Origin of the sequence: Mesorhizobium sp. B2-1-3 (assembly GCF_006442495.1) — a bacterium.
GTDB lineage: Bacteria > Pseudomonadota > Alphaproteobacteria > Rhizobiales > Rhizobiaceae > Mesorhizobium.
This window is the reverse complement of the sequence record NZ_VFWL01000005.1, coordinates 35,768-55,488: the sequence shown is the minus strand read 5'-3', so window position 1 is coordinate 55,488 and position 19,721 is coordinate 35,768. Positions and strand designations below refer to the sequence as shown.

At 63.4% G+C, this 19,721-nt stretch carries 18 protein-coding genes; 3 read left to right on the top strand and 15 right to left on the bottom strand.

All coding sequences use genetic code 11. The features are described 5' to 3' along the window. Window positions 1–20: 20 nt before the first annotated feature. Window positions 21–908, top strand: coding sequence for a glutathione S-transferase family protein (locus FJ973_RS10975; RefSeq protein WP_140520661.1), 888 nt, complete (start codon window positions 21–23; stop codon window positions 906–908). Between the two features lie 153 nt (window positions 909–1,061). On the opposite strand, the gene FJ973_RS10970 is transcribed toward FJ973_RS10975, so the two are convergent. Further along, entirely contained in the window at window positions 1,062–2,573 is a 1,512-nt protein-coding gene (locus tag FJ973_RS10970) for a peptidase S10 (RefSeq protein ID WP_140517839.1), read from the bottom strand. A gap of 518 nt (window positions 2,574–3,091) precedes the next feature. On the opposite strand from FJ973_RS10970, the gene FJ973_RS10965 reads away from it, so the two are divergent. Further along, complete coding sequence (locus tag FJ973_RS10965; protein ID WP_140555930.1) at window positions 3,092–3,598, top strand: OsmC family protein; 507 nt, start codon at window positions 3,092–3,094, stop codon at window positions 3,596–3,598. Window positions 3,599–3,612: 14 nt separating this feature from the next. Here FJ973_RS10965 and FJ973_RS10960 read toward each other — a convergent pair whose 3' ends face one another. From FJ973_RS10960 to rpsF, 13 genes are all read right to left on the bottom strand, one after another. Continuing rightward, a complete protein-coding gene (locus tag FJ973_RS10960; protein WP_140494486.1) occupies window positions 3,613–3,831 on the bottom strand; it encodes a hypothetical protein in 219 nt (72 codons plus the stop codon). A gap of 148 nt (window positions 3,832–3,979) precedes the next feature. Further along, window positions 3,980–4,615, bottom strand: a complete 636-nt coding sequence (locus tag FJ973_RS10955; RefSeq protein WP_140555762.1) for a hypothetical protein — start codon at window positions 4,613–4,615, stop codon at window positions 3,980–3,982. A gap of 82 nt (window positions 4,616–4,697) precedes the next feature. Continuing rightward, a complete protein-coding gene (locus FJ973_RS10950; protein WP_140555760.1) occupies window positions 4,698–5,453 on the bottom strand; it encodes an SDR family NAD(P)-dependent oxidoreductase in 756 nt (251 codons plus the stop codon). 48 nt (window positions 5,454–5,501) lie between these two features. Further along, window positions 5,502–6,971, bottom strand: coding sequence for an amidophosphoribosyltransferase (purF, locus tag FJ973_RS10945; RefSeq protein ID WP_140555758.1), 1,470 nt, complete (start codon window positions 6,969–6,971; stop codon window positions 5,502–5,504). A 121-nt stretch (window positions 6,972–7,092) separates the two neighbouring features. Next, window positions 7,093–7,764 (bottom strand): CvpA family protein, encoded by a 672-nt coding sequence (locus FJ973_RS10940; RefSeq protein ID WP_140494478.1) that lies wholly within the window; start codon window positions 7,762–7,764, stop codon window positions 7,093–7,095. A gap of 43 nt (window positions 7,765–7,807) precedes the next feature. After that, complete coding sequence (radA, locus tag FJ973_RS10935; RefSeq protein ID WP_140494476.1) at window positions 7,808–9,211, bottom strand: DNA repair protein RadA; 1,404 nt, start codon at window positions 9,209–9,211, stop codon at window positions 7,808–7,810. 87 nt (window positions 9,212–9,298) lie between these two features. Beyond that, complete coding sequence (locus tag FJ973_RS10930; protein WP_140494474.1) at window positions 9,299–10,789, bottom strand: replicative DNA helicase; 1,491 nt, start codon at window positions 10,787–10,789, stop codon at window positions 9,299–9,301. Window positions 10,790–11,014: 225 nt separating this feature from the next. Next, entirely contained in the window at window positions 11,015–11,986 is a 972-nt protein-coding gene (locus FJ973_RS10925; RefSeq protein ID WP_140520655.1) for a small ribosomal subunit Rsm22 family protein, read from the bottom strand. Window positions 11,987–11,989: 3 nt separating this feature from the next. Continuing rightward, window positions 11,990–12,313, bottom strand: a complete 324-nt coding sequence (locus FJ973_RS10920; RefSeq protein ID WP_140555757.1) for a YnfA family protein — start codon at window positions 12,311–12,313, stop codon at window positions 11,990–11,992. An 85-nt stretch (window positions 12,314–12,398) separates the two neighbouring features. Next, complete coding sequence (locus FJ973_RS10915; RefSeq protein WP_140520653.1) at window positions 12,399–13,691, bottom strand: cyclopropane-fatty-acyl-phospholipid synthase family protein; 1,293 nt, start codon at window positions 13,689–13,691, stop codon at window positions 12,399–12,401. A gap of 217 nt (window positions 13,692–13,908) precedes the next feature. Continuing rightward, complete coding sequence (gene rplI, locus FJ973_RS10910; protein WP_140494465.1) at window positions 13,909–14,493, bottom strand: 50S ribosomal protein L9; 585 nt, start codon at window positions 14,491–14,493, stop codon at window positions 13,909–13,911. Between the two features lie 213 nt (window positions 14,494–14,706). Continuing rightward, window positions 14,707–14,955 carry a 30S ribosomal protein S18 gene (gene rpsR / locus FJ973_RS10905; RefSeq protein ID WP_006203718.1) on the bottom strand — a complete coding sequence of 83 codons (249 nt, stop codon included), beginning with the start codon at window positions 14,953–14,955 and terminating at the stop codon, window positions 14,707–14,709. After that, window positions 14,955–15,449, bottom strand: a complete 495-nt coding sequence (rpsF, locus tag FJ973_RS10900; protein WP_140494463.1) for a 30S ribosomal protein S6 — start codon at window positions 15,447–15,449, stop codon at window positions 14,955–14,957. The genes rpsR and rpsF overlap by 1 nt, the downstream gene beginning before the upstream one ends. Window positions 15,450–15,899: 450 nt before the next feature. Between rpsF and FJ973_RS10895 the strand changes: the two genes are divergently transcribed. Continuing rightward, the gene (locus tag FJ973_RS10895; protein ID WP_140555754.1) at window positions 15,900–17,609 is read left to right on the top strand and encodes a pilus assembly protein; all 1,710 of its coding nucleotides are present in this window, start codon (window positions 15,900–15,902) and stop codon (window positions 17,607–17,609) included. Window positions 17,610–17,654: 45 nt separating this feature from the next. On the opposite strand, the gene FJ973_RS10890 is transcribed toward FJ973_RS10895, so the two are convergent. Next, window positions 17,655–19,583 (bottom strand): LTA synthase family protein, encoded by a 1,929-nt coding sequence (locus FJ973_RS10890; RefSeq protein ID WP_224646406.1) that lies wholly within the window; start codon window positions 19,581–19,583, stop codon window positions 17,655–17,657. Window positions 19,584–19,721 lie beyond the last annotated feature (138 nt).

Here is a 19,721-nt window from a genome sequence, read left to right as displayed (position 1 = left end):
ATAAACAAAGGGAGGAACAGATGGCAAAGACAGCGACGAAGGGTGCGAGGAAGCCGGCGGCCAAGGCGACACCAAAGGCTATGGCAAAGCCAGCAGCAAAAGCTTCAGCCAAGCCGGCGCCAAAAATATCGGCAAAGCCTTCGGCCAAGGCGACGTCAAAAGCAGCAACTGCCGGCAAAGCCGCGTCCAGGACCAAGGGGAAGTCGGCGAAGAAACCCGCCCTGATGATCAGCATGCTGAAGCCGAGCGTCAACAACATGACGGTTCGGGTGTTTGCCCGCGCCGCCGGGCTGGACCATGCCGAGGCCGACGCCTGGGGCAGCACGCGTTCGCCCGAATTCATGGCGCGCAACCCGGCCCATCTGACTCCGATGATCGAGGACAAGGGCCTGCCGCGAGGGGTGCTTTGGGAAAGCTGCGCCATCATGCAGTATCTCGCCAACAAGCACGGGCTGGAGAAATTCTACCCCAAGGCGCCTGCCAAGCGGGCGATGATCGACAGCGCCATGTTCTACCTGATCGGCACGCTCTATCCCTATGTGGCGCGCGCCACCTATCCGGCGCTCGGTTTCCCGCAATATGCCGGAGAGGTCGGCCACAGCGACGCTCATCCCGACAGGAAGGCCGAGGCCCAGAAGGCGGCGATCGCCGCCATCTCCGAACCGCTGGAGGTGTTCCACTCCTTCTTCAGGGACGGCAAGCCCTTCATTGGAGGCAAGAACCCGTCTATCGCCGATATCCGCCTGGCGGCGACACTCGAATTTCTCGCCGTCATCGACTATGCCCTGCCCGAATGGGCCAGCGACTACATGGCCGCGATGGAGAAGAAGCTCGGCAAGGCCTATGCAGACCCGGCCAGCGACGTGCGCGGCTACATTGCCCATGTGAAGTCACAGCCACGGGTGTGAGATCGCTTCGGCGCCGCAGGCCGGTTGAAGGCAGCCGGCGGCCAAGATGAACTGCGATGTCCTTCGCGGCTCCTTTGCCTGGAGGACAGAGGAGCGAACTGTCCCGCCAGCGTATCGCGGACTGCCCGCCACTCCGGTGTTTCCAAGCGACGCTTACTGCGTCGCTTGGTAAAGCTCCGCCGCCGCTGCCTTGAGCGCCCGCCTTCCGTCCGGCCTGAAATACATCATGTGTCCTCCGTCCAGCACATCGACGCGGATGGGCTTTGCACCGGCGAGCGTCGGTACCTGGTTCACCAGATAGCGAGATGCCAGATAGGGCGTGACGAGGTCGGTGTAGCCGTTGACGATGACGACGCCGAGCGCGGGATTGAGCGAGCGCGCCCGCTGCAGATCGTTCATCACGCCGGCATAGCCCTGCCGCGATGTGCCGTAGTCCCAATTGCGGCTGATCTCGCCATTGAGCAGCCGGTAGCTGACATCGGTGTGGTAGTTCAATTCGTCGCGGGCATAGCCGACAAAAGCCGAGGTCAATGCTGGAACGCTGCGGTCGAGCACAGGATCGGGTCCGGCGGTGCGAGCGCTTTCAGGAGCGATGTCGGCCGTGCCGATCATGGCGTCATAGGGGCTGAGCACCTTGCTTTTCGAGCGGGCAAACTCCCTCGCGAAAAGGCTGGTCGGTATACGCGCGAAATTCCGCTGCACGAGGTCGAGGGGCAGGCCGGTGATCTCGGCCACCCGCTGGCTCGCCAGCCGCCCGCCTTGCTCCAGCCCGCTGGCAAGCGCCGTGAGGTAGTCGCCAAGCGCATAGCGCTCGACCGCGGCCAACTGCGCCCGCAGCGCCTCGCCGGTAACGCCGTCGGCACTGAGCCGCACCGACGCCAGCGAGGGGAGTTCGAGAGCCCAGTGCAGCGGCTCGAATTCGTCGGGTTGCACCAGCATGAATTCCAGCGCCGGCGAGATCAGCACGATGCCGCTCGGGCTAAGGCCGACATCTTCCTGCAAAGTCCTGGCGAGCAGCGCCGCGCGAAACCCGCCATAGCTTTCTCCGGCCAGGAAAAGCGGCGAGCTGCTGCGGCCGTTCTGCGCCAGATAGAGCCGGATGAAGGCGCCGATCGAGCTGGCGTCCTGGTTGACGCCCCAGAAGTCGTGGGTGTTCTGCCCGGGAGCCTCGCGGCTGTAGCCGGTGCCGACCGGATCGACAAAGACGAGGTCGGTCATGTCGAGCCAGCTGTCCGGATTGTCGATGATCTTTTGCGGCGGCGGCAGGAATTCGCCATCGGCTCCGGTCGTGATGATGCGCGGACCGAGCGCACCGAGATGCAGATAGGCGGAAGCCGCCCCGGGGCCGCCATTGAAGACGAAGGTAATGGGGCGTGGTGCCGTTTTTGCCGCGTCAGCCGGTGGCCGCAGCGTATAGGCGACATAAAAGATCTCCGCCGTGACGTCGGCCTTGCCTGAAAGCAGCGACAGCGTGCCGGTCTTGGCCTGATAGTCCAGCTTGCGTCCGGCAACCGTGATCGAATGGCTGGTGACCTGCGGCGGCGGCAGCAGCGACAGCACACCGCCGGTCGGCGCCGGCCTCTCCGGCGTTTCAGCCAGGACAGGCTGTGCGAAGGCAGCAAGCATCAGCAGGATGAGAGAGATCAGTTTCAACTTGAACGGCATGACGCCTCCGCGAGAACGCTTGTCGCATAGCTATAGCCGATGCGATCGAAGTCAAAGGAAAGGCTTGTCCGGCTGAAGACGGATCGCCCGCCATCAAGCAACGAATCCGGGTCAGCGGGTTCCGTGCAAGCCTTCTCGACGCGCTATTGAGAGAGCATTGAATGAAAAAAACCGCCTGTACGGCGGGTCCCTGGCGCAACTCAGCACCATAACCAGAAATGTACCATAGCTGCCTTCACCCTGTCAAGAAAAAATTCCTATCAGGAGAAACCGTTGGCACACCCGACTGCCCATCGCCAGCCCTTGTTGACCCGAGTCAGTCACCAGAAAATGGGACGACGGCACTCGCACGGCTCAGACGGTCTTTGAGACCTCGTCCGTCAATGTCCATTTGGGATAGTGATTGCGCGCCTGTGTCCCAACGCGATGATTATGTTTGCTTTCCGGTGTGATCGGGTCAAATCTCGGTGGGTTGACGCATGCCAGCGCCAGAAACGATCGTCGAAAGGGGCAGCGAAATGGACGCCACCGCACTGAAGGCCATGCAGGCGCCGCTGAAAGAGACCTATCGCGATGATGCTTCGCGCGCGCTCATCACGCTCAGGGCCAGAGGCAGTCTCGATGACCAGTCGATCGCCTGCAAGGTCGAGACGGGCAGGGCTCTCGCGATTGCCGGTCTGCATCCCGCAACCGGCGGCTCGGGGCTCGAGCTTTGCTCGGGCGACATGCTGCTGGAGGCACTTGTGGCCTGCGCCGGCGTGACGCTCAAGGCGGTGGCGACGGCGCTCGAATTCAAGCTCGGCGCCGCCACGGTCGAGGCCGCAGGCGACCTTGATTTTCGCGGCACGCTTGGCGTTGCCAAGGATGCGCCGGTCGGTTTTCGCGCCATCAGGCTGAATTTCAGTCTCGACACCGATGAGCCGCAGGAGCGCATCGATTCCTTGCTGAAGCTGACCGAACGCTACTGCGTGGTGTTCCAGACCATCAACCAGACGCCGGAACTGACGGTCAGCGCACGGCGCTGACGCCGCATCGCGCCTTACTGCGCTGCCGGTTCCTCCGCGTCGCCCTCATCGGTGAAGGGTGACGCGCTCGGCACGCATTGCAGCGACCAGCCGGTCGGGGCCGGCTGCTTCTGGTATTCGGTGATGGCGGCGGTGCATTGTTCGCGCTTGTCGAACGTGCTGGGCAACACGACCATGCCGCCTTGCGGGCCGGCGATTACCAGGTACCAGACCAACGCTACGCTCGAAGCCATGGGAATTTCCTTGCTCTGCCCAGCGGGGCTTGTTGTGGGAATCTATGCGATCCTATCAACTCTGCGGAAATGACGAAAGCATGACCGCGACTCAGCTTTCCGCCGCCACATCACAGCCGCGTGATGTGGCGGGGCGGGCGAGGTCTGGTCAATTCGTTGCGAAACAATAGAACAGGCCGTCGCCGCCGGTGCCTTTCAGCGCCTCCTGACCGCAGCCGCCGCGCGAAGCATGCGAAGAGTTCCAGGATTTGGCGGCAGCTGAATCGTCGAGCCCGGTGCGGTCGTGATGGCCCATCATGGCTGCCCCTTCCGTGCCGCTCATCGTCCAGTCACCGCAGGTCTGGTCGGCGATCCTGGTGCCGTCGGGTTTCGAGCCGGTCAGCATATCGTGGCGGTTCGGCGTGTCGCCGCGGCCGTTGACCATCTCGCCTTTCTCGGTGAGCGCCGTCTGCTTGGTGATGCCGTTGGCATCGCCGTGCAGCGAGGCGACGTCGTCGGCTATCTTGACGCCCTTGGCATTCACCCACGGTCCCTTGCCGATGCGGTCGCGCGCATCCTCGGTGCTGGTCGACAGATATGCGGCCCAGGTCTTGCCGGTGACGCCGGCTGCTTCCGCCAGCGAGGCGCAATGCGCGTCGGCGCCCTTCAGGCCGCCGAGGTCTGCCCCTTTGCCCGAGCCGACGCTGGTGACGAAGAAGCTCATCTTGGCATCTTGTGACAAGGCTGTGCCGGCGGCCAAGGCTGAGGCAATGGCGGTGGCGGCGATGAGAATAAGTCTGCGCATGTCGGTCCTCCGGGTTTGAGCCTCGAATGTACATTCGAGGAACGCCGCCCGGAGCCGAATTCTTCCGATAAAAAAGATGCGGCTATTCCGGCTGTCGGTAGGCGACGAAACGGTTGTGCTTGGCCTGGAAGATCAATCCTGTCTCTTTCAGGTCGGGGCTTGCCAGCGGCACGATGCGTTTGGCGATCTCGGAGGGATGCGGCAGCGTTTCCGGGTCCTCGCCGGGCACGGCCTGCGCGCGCATCGCGGTGCGGGTGGCCCCCGGATCGGCGGCATTGACGCGCAAGGGCAGGCTCTGCGTCTCATGTGCCCAGGAGCGCATCATCGTCTCGACCGCCGCCTTGGAAGCCGCGTAGGGCGCCCAGAAGGCGCGCGCCGAGTGAGCAGCGTTGGACGACAGGATGATGGCCCGGCCGGCGTCGGAGAGCCGCAGCAGTGGGTCGACCGAGCGGATCAGCCGCCAGGTCGAGGTGACGTTGATGGTTATCACCTTCTCGAAGGTTTTCGCCTCGACATGGCCGATCGGCGAGATCACGCCGAGCACGCCCGCATTGGCGACGAGAATGTCGAGCTTGCCCCACCGCTCATGGATGGCGCCGCCCAGGCGGTCGATGCCGGCCATGTCGGCAAGGTCGAGCGGCACCAGCGTCGCTTCGCCCTTGCCGGTTTTGGCGCGCTCGGCCTTGATCTGGTCGTCGAGTTCTTCCAGCCCGCCCACGGTGCGCGCCACGGCAATGACGTGGGCGCCAGCGGCAGCCAGTTCCCTGGCGATGAAGTAACCGATGCCGCGCGAGGCGCCGGTGACGACCGCAACGCGGCCGGAAAGGTCGAAGGTCATGCGATAGATTCCGGAAATATGGCTATGGCAACTGGCAGTGCGGCAATCCTATGCGCCGCTCGTCGCCAGCAGCGACAGCGTGCGCACATTGTCGTGGCCTTCGAAGTCGAGCAGGCGGGTCGGATACTGGCCGGTGAAGCAGGCGTCGCAGAATTGCGGCTGCTCGTTGTCGCGGTTGGCCTCGCCGACGGCGCGATAGAGTCCGTCGATCGACAGGAAGCCGAGCGAATCGACGCGGATGAATTCGGCCATCTCCTCGATCGACATGCGTGATGCCAAAAGCTTCGATTTTTCCGGCGTGTCGACGCCGTAGAAGCAGGAGGCCCTGGTCGGCGGCGATGCGATGCGCATGTGCACTTCCTTGGCGCCGGCGTCTCGCACCATCTGCACGATCTTCTGGCTGGTCGTGCCGCGCACGATGGAATCGTCGACCAGCACGACGCGTTTGCCCTCGATCATGCGGCGGTTGGCGTTATGCTTCAGCTTGACGCCCATGTGGCGGATCGAATCGCCGGGCTGGATGAAGGTGCGGCCGACATAGTGGTTGCGGATGATGCCGAGCTCGAAGGGAATGCCCGCGGCTTGCGAAAAACCGATTGCCGCCGGCGTGCCGGAATCCGGCACCGGCACGACGATGTCGGCCTCGACGGGATTTTCCTGCGCGAGTTCCGCGCCGATGCGCTTGCGCACCTCGTAGACGTTGCGGCCTTCGACCGAAGAATCCGGGCGTGCGAAATAGACATATTCGAAGATGCAGAAGCGGGTCTTCTGCGGCTCGAACGGGAACAGGCTTTCGATGCCCTTGGAGGTAACCACGACCATTTCGCCGGGCTTCAAATCGCGCACGAAACGCGCGCCGATGATGTCCAGCGCGCAGGTTTCGGAGGCCAGGATCCAGGCACCGTCGAGGTCACCCAGCACCAGCGGGCGGATGCCGAGCGGGTCACGGCAGCCGATCATCTTCTTGGCCGTCATCGCCACCAGCGAAAAGGCGCCCTCGACCTGGCGCACCGCATCGATGAAGCGCGAGTTGAGATCACGCTCCTTGCTGGTGGCGACGAGGTGCAGAAGCGTCTCGGTGTCGGAGGTCGAGGAGAAGATCGCGCCTTGCTTCTGCAGCGCGCGCTGCACGGTCATGGCGTTGGTCAGATTGCCGTTATGGGCCACGGCAAAACCGCCATCGGCCAGTTCGGCGAAGAAGGGCTGGATGTTGCGCATGCCGGCGCCGCCGGTCGTGGCGTAGCGCGTGTGGCCGATGGCGCGATTGCCTTGCAGGCTGTCGATGACGCGTTGCTTGGTGAAGGTGTCGCCGATCAGGCCGACATGGCGTTCGACATGAAACTGGGTGCCGTCGTAGGAGACGATGCCGGCCGCTTCCTGGCCGCGATGCTGCAGCGCGTGCAGGCCGAGCGTGACGATGGCCGCCGCGTCCTGCCGGCCGAAAATGCCGAACACGCCGCATTCGTCGTGGAAGTGATCGTCAGCTTCCGCGGAAAGCACGTGGTCTGCGTCTGCCATGGGGCTCAAGCTCCGCTAAAATCGCCATATAAGGCGACAGCGCCGTAAAAGCAACGCGCCCGGCGATGGTTCACGATCACCGCCAGTCTCGGGCGCCTGTTCTGCGGCGCCCGATCACTCATCAATTCGCCGGCGCCGCCGGGGCCGGATTGGCCGGCGCGTTGTCCGCGGGAGGCGTTCCGGCATCGCTGTCGTCAGGAGCCGGCGCATTGGCATCGTCCCCTCCCGCCGGGGCATCCGTGGCCGGTGCGTCCGGTGCGGCGGGCGTTTCGGCGGCCGGCTGATTCGGATTGAGCTTCTTGAGGATGGCGTTTTCCGGATCCTCGGGCAGCAGGCTTTCGAGCTTGGCGCCGATCTGCTCCAGCAGCGGCCGCGACTTGGCCTCCGTGACCCAGGCCGGTGCCTTGGCGCCGGCCAGCCAATTGAAGAACAGCAGGGCCACGGCGACCACCAGAATGCCGCGGGCGGCGCCATAGAGGAAGCCGAGCGTGCGGTCGAGCGCGCCGATGCGGGAATCGATGATCCAGTCGGCGAGCTTCATGGTGATGACGCTGACGACGATCAAAGCAATGATGAAGACGACGCCGGCGGAGGCCGCCATGGCGATCTTTTCATTGTCGATGTAGGGCTTCAGGTAGGGCAGGACGGGCTTGTAGAAAAAGAATGCTGCCGCGGCCGCCGCCGCCCAGGACACGATGGACAGGACCTCGCGTGAAAAGCCGCGAACCATGGCGAGCATCGCCGAGACCAGGGTGAAGCCGACGAGAATTCCGTCAAGCAGCGTTATCGGCATCTTTGTCGCCCCACTCCCTGTCGCTCACCACCAGGTGAGCCCGTCATTCTTCGTCGTTGGCGCGGCTGCGCCGTGAGCCGGCTATGCGCGCCACGAGGTCGGCGAGCTCGGTGGGCTGGAAAGCGCCGGCCCCGATTCCTCCGGCAAGTTCCTCGCTGCCCAAGGGCAGAACCGCGCTTGCGAAACCCAGCTTTTCGGCCTCCTTGAGACGCTGCTGCGCATGCGCAACCGGCCTCACGGCGCCAGAAAGGCTGATTTCGCCGAAATAGACGCAATCGGCGGGAAGGGCAAGACCGGTGAGCGAGGAAACCAGTGCGGCCGCCACCGCCACATCGGCCGCGGGCTCGGAAATGCGGTAGCCGCCGGCTACGTTCAGATAGACGTCCTGTTGGCCGAAGCGCACGCCGCAATGCGCCTCGAGCACCGCCAGGATCATCGACAGCCGGGCGCCGTCCCAGCCAACGACGGCGCGGCGCGGCGTGCCGAGCGAGGAGGGCGCGACCAGCGCCTGGATTTCGACCAGCACCGGCCTTGTGCCTTCCATGCCGGCGAAAACCGCCGCTCCCGGCGATTTCGCGTGGCGCTCGCCGAGGAACAGCTCGGACGGATTGGCAACCTCGCGCAGCCCCTTGTCCGACATTTCGAAGACGCCGATCTCGTCGGTCGGCCCGAAACGGTTCTTGACGGTGCGCAGTATACGGTAGTGATGGCCGCCTTCGCCCTCGAAATAGAGCACGGCGTCGACCATGTGCTCGACGACGCGCGGGCCGGCAATCTGGCCTTCCTTGGTGACATGGCCGACGAGCACGATCGCAGCACCCGTGGATTTCGCATAGCGGATCATCGCCTGGGCGGCCGCACGCACCTGGGTGACGGTGCCGGGCGCCGAATCGGCGAGGTCGGTCCACAGCGTCTGGATCGAATCGAGGATCACCAGGTCCGGCCGCTTGCCGTCGGCAATCGTGGCAAGGATATCCTCGACATTGGTCTCGGCCGCAAGCTCGACCGGTGTGGAAGCGACGCCGAGGCGCTGCGCGCGCAGCCTGATCTGGGCGACCGCCTCCTCACCCGAGACATAGACGATGCGGTGGCCCCTCGAGGCAAGGGCAGCAGCAGCCTGGGTGAGCAGCGTCGACTTGCCGATACCGGGATCGCCGCCGACCAGCAGCGCCGAGCCGCGCACGAAGCCGCCGCCCGTGGCGCGGTCGAGCTCACCGATGCCCGACACGATGCGCGGCGCGTCCTCGATATCGCCGGAAAGCGTGGTCAGCACCACCGCGCGGCCCTTGCGGGCGTTGCGCGTATTGGCCGGCCCGGAACCGATGCCGCCGGACGTACCTTCCTCGACCAGCGTGTTCCATTCGCCGCAGGCGTCGCATTTGCCGGCCCAGCGCTGATGCACCGATCCGCAGTTCTGGCAGATGAACTGGACGCGGGATTTAGCCATTAGCGAGGCCTGCTTCGGGATCGCCGATGCTGGATAGGTGGGCGGGACAGAGGGGGTGTGACGGAGCGTGACGGTGAGTCAAAAAAGCTACTCAAACCTTTCCGCGATATGATGTTCCTCCGCCAGATCCGAGAAGCGGGTAAATTCGCCGTGGAAGGCTAGCGTGACCGTGCCCGTCGGTCCGTGACGCTGCTTGGCCACGATCACCTCGGCCTTGCCGCGCATCTCGTTCATCTCGTTTTCCCACTTGATGTACTCGTCGGTGCCGAGCTTCGGCTCGCGGTTCTTGAGGTAGTATTCCTCGCGGTAGACGAAGATCACGACGTCGGCGTCCTGCTCGATCGAGCCGGATTCGCGCAAGTCCGAGAGCTGCGGGCGCTTGTCGTCGCGGCTTTCAACCTGGCGCGAGAGCTGCGACAGCGCGATGATCGGCACCGCGAGCTCCTTGGCCAGTGCCTTGAGGCCCGTGGTGATCTCGGTGATTTCCTGCACGCGGTTCTGCGAGGCCCTGGCGCTGGAGCCCTGCATCAGCTGGATATAGTCGATGACGATGAGGTCGAGGCCGCGCTGGCGCTTCAGGCGCCGGGCGCGGGCCGAGAGCTGGGCGATCGAGATGCCGCCGGTCTGGTCGATGAACAGCGGGATCTTCTGCATGGTCTGCGAACAGGCGACCAGTTTTTCGAAGTCCATTTCGGTGATCTCGCCGCGGCGGATCTTCGAGGAGGAGATTTCCGTCTGTTCGGAGATGATACGGGTCGCGAGCTGTTCCGACGACATTTCGAGCGAGAAGAAGCCGACGACACCGCCATTCGCCGCCTTGAACGACCCGTCGGCCTGCTGCGCCGGCACATAGGCCTCGGCGACGTTGAAAGCGATGTTGGTGGCGAGCGACGTCTTGCCCATGCCCGGACGGCCGGCAAGGACGATCAGATCGGACGATTGCAGGCCGCCCATGCGGCGGTCGAGGTCGCGCATGCCGGTGGCCAGCCCCGACAGGTGGCCGTCGCGCATGTAGGCGGCGTTGGCCATGTCGACCGCGGTCTTGACCGCGTCGGTGAAGCTCTCGAAGCCGCCGTCATAGCGTCCGGTTTCGGCCAGCTCGAACAGGCGCCGTTCGGCATCCTCGATCTGCTCGGACGGCGACATGTCGACCGGCGCGTCATAGGCGATGTTGACCATGTCCTCGCCGACGGTGATCAGGGCGCGACGCGTCGCAAGGTCATAGATGGCGCGACCGTAATCTGCGGCGTTGACGACCGTGACGGCTTCGACCGCCAGGCGCACGACATATTGTGCTACCGTCATGTCGCCGACCTTCTCGTCGGCCGGCAGGAAGGTCTTCAGCGTGATCGGCGTTGCCACCTTGCCCATGCGAATGAGCTCTGCCGCGATCTCGAAGATCTTGCGATGCAGGGGTTCGTAAAAGTGGCTGGCCTTCAGGAAGTCGGAGACGCGATAGAAGGCATCGTTGTTGACCAGGATCGCGCCGAGCAGCGCCTGTTCCGCCTCGATGTTGTTCGGCGCCTCGCGATAGAGCGGTTGCTCCGCCACGCCGAATTTCCGCGCTGCCTCTGCCATGATGTCCCCGATTTCGATCCCGGTCTCTCGATATCAGAATCGGAAAGTTGAGTGCTGACTTATCTGCAACAGTTATCACCCAAGCAGATTTGATGCCCACTGTTCACAGAAACAAAAAACCGTCCACAGGACAGTATTCCCGTGCCCTGATTCCGATTGACTCGACAAGGTGCTGATTCTACGCGACGGTTTGGAACAAAGCAAGAACGATCGTCACCCGAATCCCTACGCTGTATCGAGCACATCGCCCCAGTCCGACCGCCGTGCCGCCTTGAACAGTTCACCGTCACGCTTGCTGAAAAGCGTCTCTCCGGCACTGCCGTCCGGCCGGCAAAGCTTGAGCGCCGCCTTGCCCGAGCCGGTTTTCGGTGGCGCGATCACCCGCGCCGCGCGGACTGGCGCCGGCTGCCTCGAAGCCGCGACATAGATGAACTTCTCGTCCTCCCATGGCACTTCGGCGTCCTTGGCCAGCCGGTGCAGGCGCGAGCGGGCGACGCGCCGCGAAAAGTGGCACCAGTCGGGCGGGATGAGCGGGCAGGGGGCTTCGTGCGGGCAAGGTGCCAGTACATGCGCGCCCGCTTCCATCAGTTGCCGACGAACCGCGAGAACACGCTGCCAGCCCGCCGGCGTGCCCGGCTCCACGATCAGCAGCGTGTCTGTCGTGAGCTGCCACAGCCGATCGACCATTTTGGGCAGTGATGCCGGTGTGATCTCGTCCAGCACATAGGCGCAGGTGACGAGGTCCGCCGGCTGCGAACCGTCAAGGTCGATGGTCACATCGCCGGCCTGCCAGGCGATCCGGGCAGCGATCGCATCGGCGGCAAGCGCCTCGCCGACCTTGCGCACCGCAGCACTGGCCTCCAGCAAAACGGCATGCTGAAGATCGGGCCACAGGTCAGCCGTGGCCCAAAGCACGGTGCCCGGGCCGGCGCCGACATCGAGCAGGGTTTTCGGCGCGAATTCCGGCTGGGCTTCGTTCACCGCGTCAAGGCTGGCGCGGACGGCGGCATAGGTCGCCGGCAGCCGCGTCGCCAGATAAGCCTTGACCGCCATATCCTGCGCCATATGCAGGCGGCCGTCGCGCATCTCGGCGCGGTAACGGTCCGACAGGGTTTTCGCCGCCTGCCTGAGCACCGGCAGCGGCACGTTTTCGAGGGCACGGTCGACGGCCTGTCGAAGCGGGGCGGGCAGTTCCACGGCTCATGCCCCTCGTGGTGCGAGCAGGATGACAGAGGCACCGAGTATGCAGAGCGCCGCCCCCGCAAGGTCCCACCGGTCGGGACGCACGCTTTCCACCAGCCAAAGCCAGGCCAGTGACGCCGCGATGTAGATGCCGCCATAGGCGGCATAGGCGCGGCCGGCCGCGCCGGTGTCCACCAGGGCCAGAAGCCAGGCGAAGAGAACGAGCGAAACGAAACCTGGCAGCAGCCACAGCGGCGATTTCTCCAGCCGCCACCACGCCCACACCGAAAAACAGCTAGCGATCTCGGCGAGCGCCGCGGCTGCATAGAGGAGGTAGGTCATGAAAAAGGCCTCGCGACGATCACGAGGCCTTTTTCAGGGCACGAGCCGGGAATGGCAAGCGCCAATGCGGCAAAGCGGTCTGTTCCTACTCCGCCACCTTGCGGCGCCGGGCGGGCTTGGCGGGCTCTTCGACCAGAGCCGCTTCGCGATGGCCCATGTCGCGCATTTCGAGCGCCTTTTCACATTTGACCATATAGTCGCGCGCCATCGGCAGGGTGTCGTTCTTCCTGGCAAGCTGGATCTGGAAGATGACCAGATCCTGCCAGCGGAAGGCGGCTTCCGAGGCTGCCAGATAGAATTCCCACATGCGGCAGAAGCGCTCGTCATAGATCGCCTTGGCCTTGTCGCGGTTGGCGGCGAAGCGCTGGCCCCAATGCTTCAACGTGTCGGCATAATGGAGCCGCAGGATTTCGATGTCCGTGACGACGAGGCCTGACTTCTCGATCGCCGGCATGACTTCGGAAAGCGCGGGAATGTAGCCGCCCGGGAAGATGTATTTGCGGATGAAGGCGCTGGTCGCCCACGGCACGCCGGAGCGGCCGATCGTGTGCAGGAGCATGACGCCGTCAGGCTTCAGCAACGTCGCGCTCTTGTCGAAGAAAGTGCGGTAGTGATTGACCCCGACATGTTCGAACATGCCGACCGAAACGATGCGGTCGAAGCGTTCGTTGAGTTCGCGGTAATCCTTCAGCTCGAAGTGAACGTGGTTTTCCAGGCCCTGGGCATGCGCCCGGTCGGTGGCGACGCCGTGCTGCTCGGTCGACAGTGTCACGCCCTGTACGTCGACGTCGAAGGCCTTGGCAAGGTAGAGGCCTAGCCCGCCCCAGCCGGAGCCGATGTCGAGCACCGTCTGCCCGGCCTTCAGCCTGAGCTTGGCGGCGATGTGGCGCTTCTTGGCTGCCTGCGCCTCGTCCAGCGTCATGTCCGGCTGCTCGAAATAGGCGCAGGAATACTGCATGTCCTCATCGAGGAAGAGCCGGTAAAGGTCACCCGACAGATCATAGTGGCGCTGCACGTTGCGGCGCGAACGCGACGCGGTGTTGATCTGCTGCAGGCGGCGGAAAGCGTGGCGCAGGCCTTCGATGGCTTTCGACCACGTCGCGTCGATGCCGCCGCTGCCCATGTTCTGGAAAGCGATGCGCATCAGGCCAAGGACGCCGCCCTCGAGGATGTCGAGTTCGCCATCCATGTAGGCTTCCGGCACGGCCAGCATCGGATCGAAGGTAATGGCGCGCTCGGCGTGCCTGGTTTTGATGTGCAGGTGCACCGGCTCGCCGCTGCCGTCACCGAACACGAATGTCGTGCCCTGTGGGCCGGTCACCTTGAGATTGCCTGTGCGCACCAGGCGGTCCAGAACGCGTTTCAACAGAATATTCATGACCCAAATGTCCCCTCTCGGTCAGACAGGCTGTCCTACTCTGCATCAATATATAGGGTTTCGAAAAGTTCCTTTTGGCACAAAAATGCCCAGGTGGTGAACCCGGGCATTGGTCCAGTCTGGCTTGAACTGCCAGTCTGATTGGAGCTGCCAGTCTGATTGAACTGATTGAGGCCGAAGCCGAATGCGGCGCGCCGGCAGGCGCGCCGCGCCGATGTCAGGCGTTCTCTTCGCCGCCCTCGAACTCGGCGTTCGGGTCGAAGAAGTTCTCCGGCCGGGCATTGTCGTTGATGTCCTCGCCATAGATGGCCTCGGCGGTGGTCAGCGTCTCGCCCTTGGCCTGCCGCTCGGCTTCGTCGGCCGTGCGGGCGATGTTGAGCGTGATCGTGACCTCGACTTCCGGATGCAGCGCGATCGCCACATTGGTCACGCCGATGGTCTTGATCGGCTGGTTGAGCTGGATCTGGTTGCGGTTGACCGAAAAGCCCTCTGCCGTCAGCAGGTCGGCGATATCGCGCGTCGACACCGAGCCGTAGAGCTGGCCGGTCTCGCCGGCCGAGCGAACGGCGATGAAGCTCTTGCCGTCGAGCTGTTCGGCGACCTGCGAGGCTTCGGACTTCCGCTCGAGATTGCGGGCTTCGAGCTGGGCGCGCTGGCCTTCGAACTTCTTCTTGTTGGCTTCGTTGGCGCGCAGCGCCTTGCCCTGCGGCAACAGGAAATTGCGGGCAAAGCCGTCCTTGACCTTGACGGTATCGCCCATTTGGCCGAGGCGGGAAACGCGTTCGAGAAGAATGACTTCCATGGTTTTGTTCCTTTCGTTAGGGCGCCAATCAAGGGATCGGTGCCGAATTCTCTGGAACAGGTCAGGAAGCAAAAGGGCGTTGCCGCCGGTGTCGCTGTCCTGCCTGTCGCGGCAGTTAGAGGCTTTTGACCTCAACTCGGGATTTGATGAGTAATCCAGCGGCGCCCGTCGCCGTGGAACAGAAGCGGGCGGCGGAGCCGCCCGCGTCAAGGATTAGCGAACCACGTAGGGCAGCAGGCCGAGGAAGCGGGCGCGCTTGATCGCCTTGGCGAGCTCGCGCTGCTTCTTCTGGCTGACGGCGGTGATGCGCGACGGCACGATCTTGCCGCGCTCGGAAATATAGCGCTGCAGGAGGCGCACGTCCTTGTAATCGATCTTGGGCGCGTTGGCGCCCGAGAACGGGCAGGTCTTGCGGCGGCGATGGAACGGGCGCCGGGTCGGGATCTGGTTGATGTCGACCATTATTCTGCACCCCCTTCAAAGCCTTCGCGCGGACGGCGCGGACCACGATCGCCACCGGCGTCGCCGCCGAAGCTGCGTGGCGGACGATCGCCGCGATCACGGTCGCCGAACGAGCGCGGACCACGGTCGCCGCGGTCACGGTCGCCGAAGCCGCCGCGTTCCGAGCGCTCTTCGCGCTTCTGCATCATGGCGGAGGGACCTTCCTCATGCGCATCGACCTTGATGGTCAGGAAACGCAGCACGTCCTCGGACAGGCCCATCTGGCGCTCCATTTCGTTGAGCGCTGCCGGCGGGCAGTCAAGATCCATCAGCGTGTAGTATGCCTTCCGGTTCTTGTTGACCCGGTAGGTGAGGGACTTCAGTCCCCAGTTCTCGACCCGGCCGACGGACCCGCCATTGGCGGAGATGACGCCCTTGTACTGTTCGACAAGCGCATCGACCTGCTGCTGCGAGAGGTCCTGCCGGGCAAGAAACACATGTTCGTAAAGAGCCATTATGTCTTTTCGCCTTTCTTCGTTTCTCTCCCGGTTCCCGGCGGCAAAAGCCTCTGCAACTTCTCTGACCCGCCAGGAGCGGGGAAGAAAGGAGCATGACGAGACGGTCGAGAGCGGAGACACGGGAGGCGGAAGCGCTTCTGGCTTCACGCGAAGGTTTTCGAAAACCTCCGGCCCTCCGTTCAGCCCCCAGCTGGGACCGGCAGATTGGCGGCGTCTATATAGCAATCCACGTGGAAGGCAAGAGCAAGCGGCAATCCCGGATGTCGCAGGGCCGGAAAAACCGGCATGTGCGGAAACAGGACTCCGTGGTTCCCGGAAACCAGGCCTTAACCACCATGACAGGTTGTATGGGGTTGCGGCCCCGGCATCAACCGCCGATTCATCATGTCTGGCGCAAAAAGCGGCATCCCGCTGTCAGCAACGGGCTAGGCATTTCCGGGGGTAAGGATGCTTCTCAAGAAATTCTGGCGCTCGAAAAGCGGCAACTTCGCGCTTTTGCTCGGGATCGGCTTGCCGGCCATCCTGTCGGCGGTGGCCTTCGCAGCCGATGTCTCTACCATCATGCGGGCCAAGAGCAACCTGCAGAATGCGCTCGACGCGGCAAATCTCGCCTCCTCGCATCTCGGCGATCTGGACATCACCCGCACCGACGCCTTCAACCGCTATTTCCAGGCCAACGTAGCCGGACATGGCGAACTCACAAATGCGCAGGCCACGTTGACGGTCGACAGGGGCGTCAACTTCGTCAAGACGAAGGCCGTCGCCTCGGCTGACGTCGATTTGAACTTCGCCTTTCTGCTCGGTGAGAGCAGGCACATCGTGGTCGATGCCTCGGCGGTCGAATCGAACAACCAGCTCGAAGTCGTGCTGGTTCTGGACAACACCGGCTCGATGGCCGGCGCCAAAATTGCTGCCCTCAAGACAGCGACGGACAATCTGCTCAAATATCTGGAAGCGGCGCAATCACCGACGCGCAAGGTCCGCGTGGCGCTGGTCCCCTTCGTCACGGCTGTCAATGTCAACGGCGACGGGTTCGACCCGTCCTGGATCGACATGGACGGCAAGTCATCCACCAATGGAATCAATTTCCCCGTCATCAACGACAAGCGTCCCAATCATATGGCGCTGTTCAGGCAGTTGATGAAAGATCCGGCCTCTGCCGCCAAATTGACGGGGTGGAAGGACGGCAAGGGGGAGGATACGGGTTGGAAAGGCTGCGTCGAGGCGCGGCCTGGTGTCCTTAATATCGCCGATACGCCGCCTGATCCACGTTACCCTGACACTCTGTTCGTGCCTTATTTCGCGCCGGACAGTCCGGGAAAGGGGACGAGACCTTCCAGCGGCTATTCAAACGATGCCTATCACTACAACAATTCCTTTATCGACGACGCCCCCGACGAGGCCAAACTTGCTCGGAATGGCGGACTGAATATTCTCGGAATAGACCTGAGCGGCTTGCTTGGAAGTGCTGCCGGGCTTTTGCGGGGTGATCTTGAAACAGTCGCCAAATATGTGGCGCCGCAGAACACCGCCATTGCCACCGCGGTCACAAACGATCCAAACGCCTTGCAATTGACGGTGGGGCCAAACCGGTCCTGTCCCTCGCCAATCGTCCCCTTGACCGAAGACTTTACAAAACTTCGCAACGAGGCCGCCAAGATGCTTGCATGGGCGGGGTCCGGCACCAATGTTTCCGAGGGCCTGGCCTGGGGCCAGCGAGTGTTGTCGCCGAGTGCGCCATATGCCGAGGGGACGCCTTGGAAGACGCCTGGGGTGAGCAAGATCGTCATGTTGCTCACCGACGGCGAGAATGTCGTCTACGGCGCCAGCAACGAGACGACCAAGTCCGACTATACGTCCTATGGTTTTCTCGCGGGCTCAGACTATGGCGCTGCCGGTCGGCTTGGATCGGACAACCAGACGACCGCCGCGCGCAATGTCGACGGATGGACCAAAAGCGTCTGCACGCAGCTGAAGAAGCAGGGCGCCGAAATCTACACGATGGTGCTGCAATCCGACACCGCCGCCAACCGCACGCTCTACAGCGCCTGCGCCTCGGATCCCAGCGACTACTATGCCGTCAACGATCCAAACAAATTGCCGAACGTGTTCCAGCAGATCGCCAACAAATTCTCGAAATTGCAACTGACGAATTGAACGCTCGACCCCGCTGGGCGGCATCCTGGAAGGATGCCGCGAATTTCAGCTCATATGGGCGACGACCTTGTCCACCGTTTCGGGGAAGAAGTCGGGCGCCGCGTGGCGTTTGCCGAACATCATGTCGTATTGCAGCAGCCGGAAGTCGCGGATCGCCGGGTCGATCTGCTTTTGCCGCGCCCAATCGGGCGTGGCTTCTCCCGCCGGCGTCAGCAGCAGATTGCGGTCGACCACGCGGTAGCGTTCGCGCATCTCGCCCAGGAAGCCGGTATAGTAGGGGTGGGTGATGCCGGCCGTTTTCAGGATGTGATAGGGCAGGAAGGCGGGGCTGACGGCGCCCATGTCCTTGGCAGGGCCTGTGCGGTTTGACCAGATGACCAGTGGCGTCTGATGATGCTCCAGCGCCGCCTCGGCGGAAGCCTCCTTGCGCGGCGCGACATTGTCCTTCATGAACCCGGTCTCCACATAGACAGGCCCAAGCGGCGGCAGATGGTCGCCGAAGAAGGCGATGACGGTGGGGCGAGAGCGTTTCTTTGCCCATTCGATCAGGCGTTCGAGACCGCGGTCCGCGTCGGCCGAGCCCTCGGTGTAACTCAGCAGCGATTCACGCGCCCATTGGCTGATCGGCGCCTGCACGGTGTGGGTCGGGTTGTAGTAGCGGTTCGGCTCGTAAGGGCCGTGGTTCTGCAGGCTGACGGCAAAGAAGAACACCGGGGCATCGCTGGCATCGGCCTCGCTGATGATCTCGTCCGTCATCGCCGCGTCGGATGCCAGCGGCCCGCGCTTTTGCATCGGCGGCAGCGTCTCTTCCGATCTGAAGTCGTCGAAGCCGAAATCGGCATAGACCGCGCCGCGGTTCCAGAACCAGTTGGTGCCCGGATGGATGGCGCGCGCCCTGTAGCCCTCCCTCTTCAGGAAGGTCGCCAGCGATGGCGTCGGCGTGCGCACATATTGCTGGTAGGGGATGCTGCCGGCCGGCAGGAAGGCGTTGGAGAAGCCGGTCAGTGCCTCGAACTCGATATTGGCGGTCATGCCGCCGAATTCGGGTGAGAACATGGAGCCCGAACGCAGCGCCCGCACATTGGGGATCGGATCGGGCGTGATGGTGACCCCGGGCAGCTTGGTCGGATCCCAGAAGGATTCGCTCATGACGACGATGATGTCGGGCTTTTCCTGGGGCACCGAGGCGGTCACCTGCGGCCTGTCGATGGCCGCGATCGCCTTTTCCGAATAGCCTGGCGGCGCCGAGACATGCGCCATCGGCACGTTGAGCGCGAAGGCGAGCGCAAAGCCGTTGGAGGCGTAATTTTCCTTCTGGTCCCACATAATCGGGATGATCTGCAGCCGGTCCCGGGTCCAGGAGAAGGTGGCATAGTCCATGATCGAGACGAAGAAGGCGAGCAGCGGCACCGCCAGCGTCAGCCGGGCGAGACGGCCCTTGCGGCTGAGTATGGGCACCTTTCGACGCCAGACCCGCCAGCCATAGATGAGCAGCGACAGGCCGGCGACAATGCCGACAATCATGGCAAGGGCAGTCATCGGGCGGTCACGCACCAGAAGCGGCAGAAGCGCCACGATCTGGCGGGAGTAGAGGAAATCGGTCGGGTAGAGGGGATCGCCGAGATAATGCGATTTCTGGTGACCGATGAAAGCCAGCGAGAGCGTCAGCGGCGCGACGATCATCAGGCTTTGATAGCTGCGGCCGAAAACGGCATCGAGGCCGACCAGAACCAGTGCGAACACCACGATCGTGGTCCAGCCCGGCTTGAGCGGCTGCAGGAAGAAGGAAACCGTGCCGGCGAAGTCGCCGCGCACGATCAATTCGATGGCGAACACCAGGACGGCCGCGATCAGCAGGCTGGTCAGCCCATAGCGTATGGTCGGCCACTTCCGTCCCGGCAGGTAGCCGGTGGAAGGATCGTCTTCCAGAAACTGTGGCGCGGCTTTGCCTGCGCCTTTCGAAATCCTAGCCACTTTAACTTCCCCACCCAGCGACAGACCCGTCACTCGATTGTCATGGAATTGTCACGCAAAGCTAGCGCCTGTGGCGGAAATAAGAAGAGCCAGCAAACGATTCGTGAGCGGTTTTCATCAGGAGTGATCGCCAAAAAG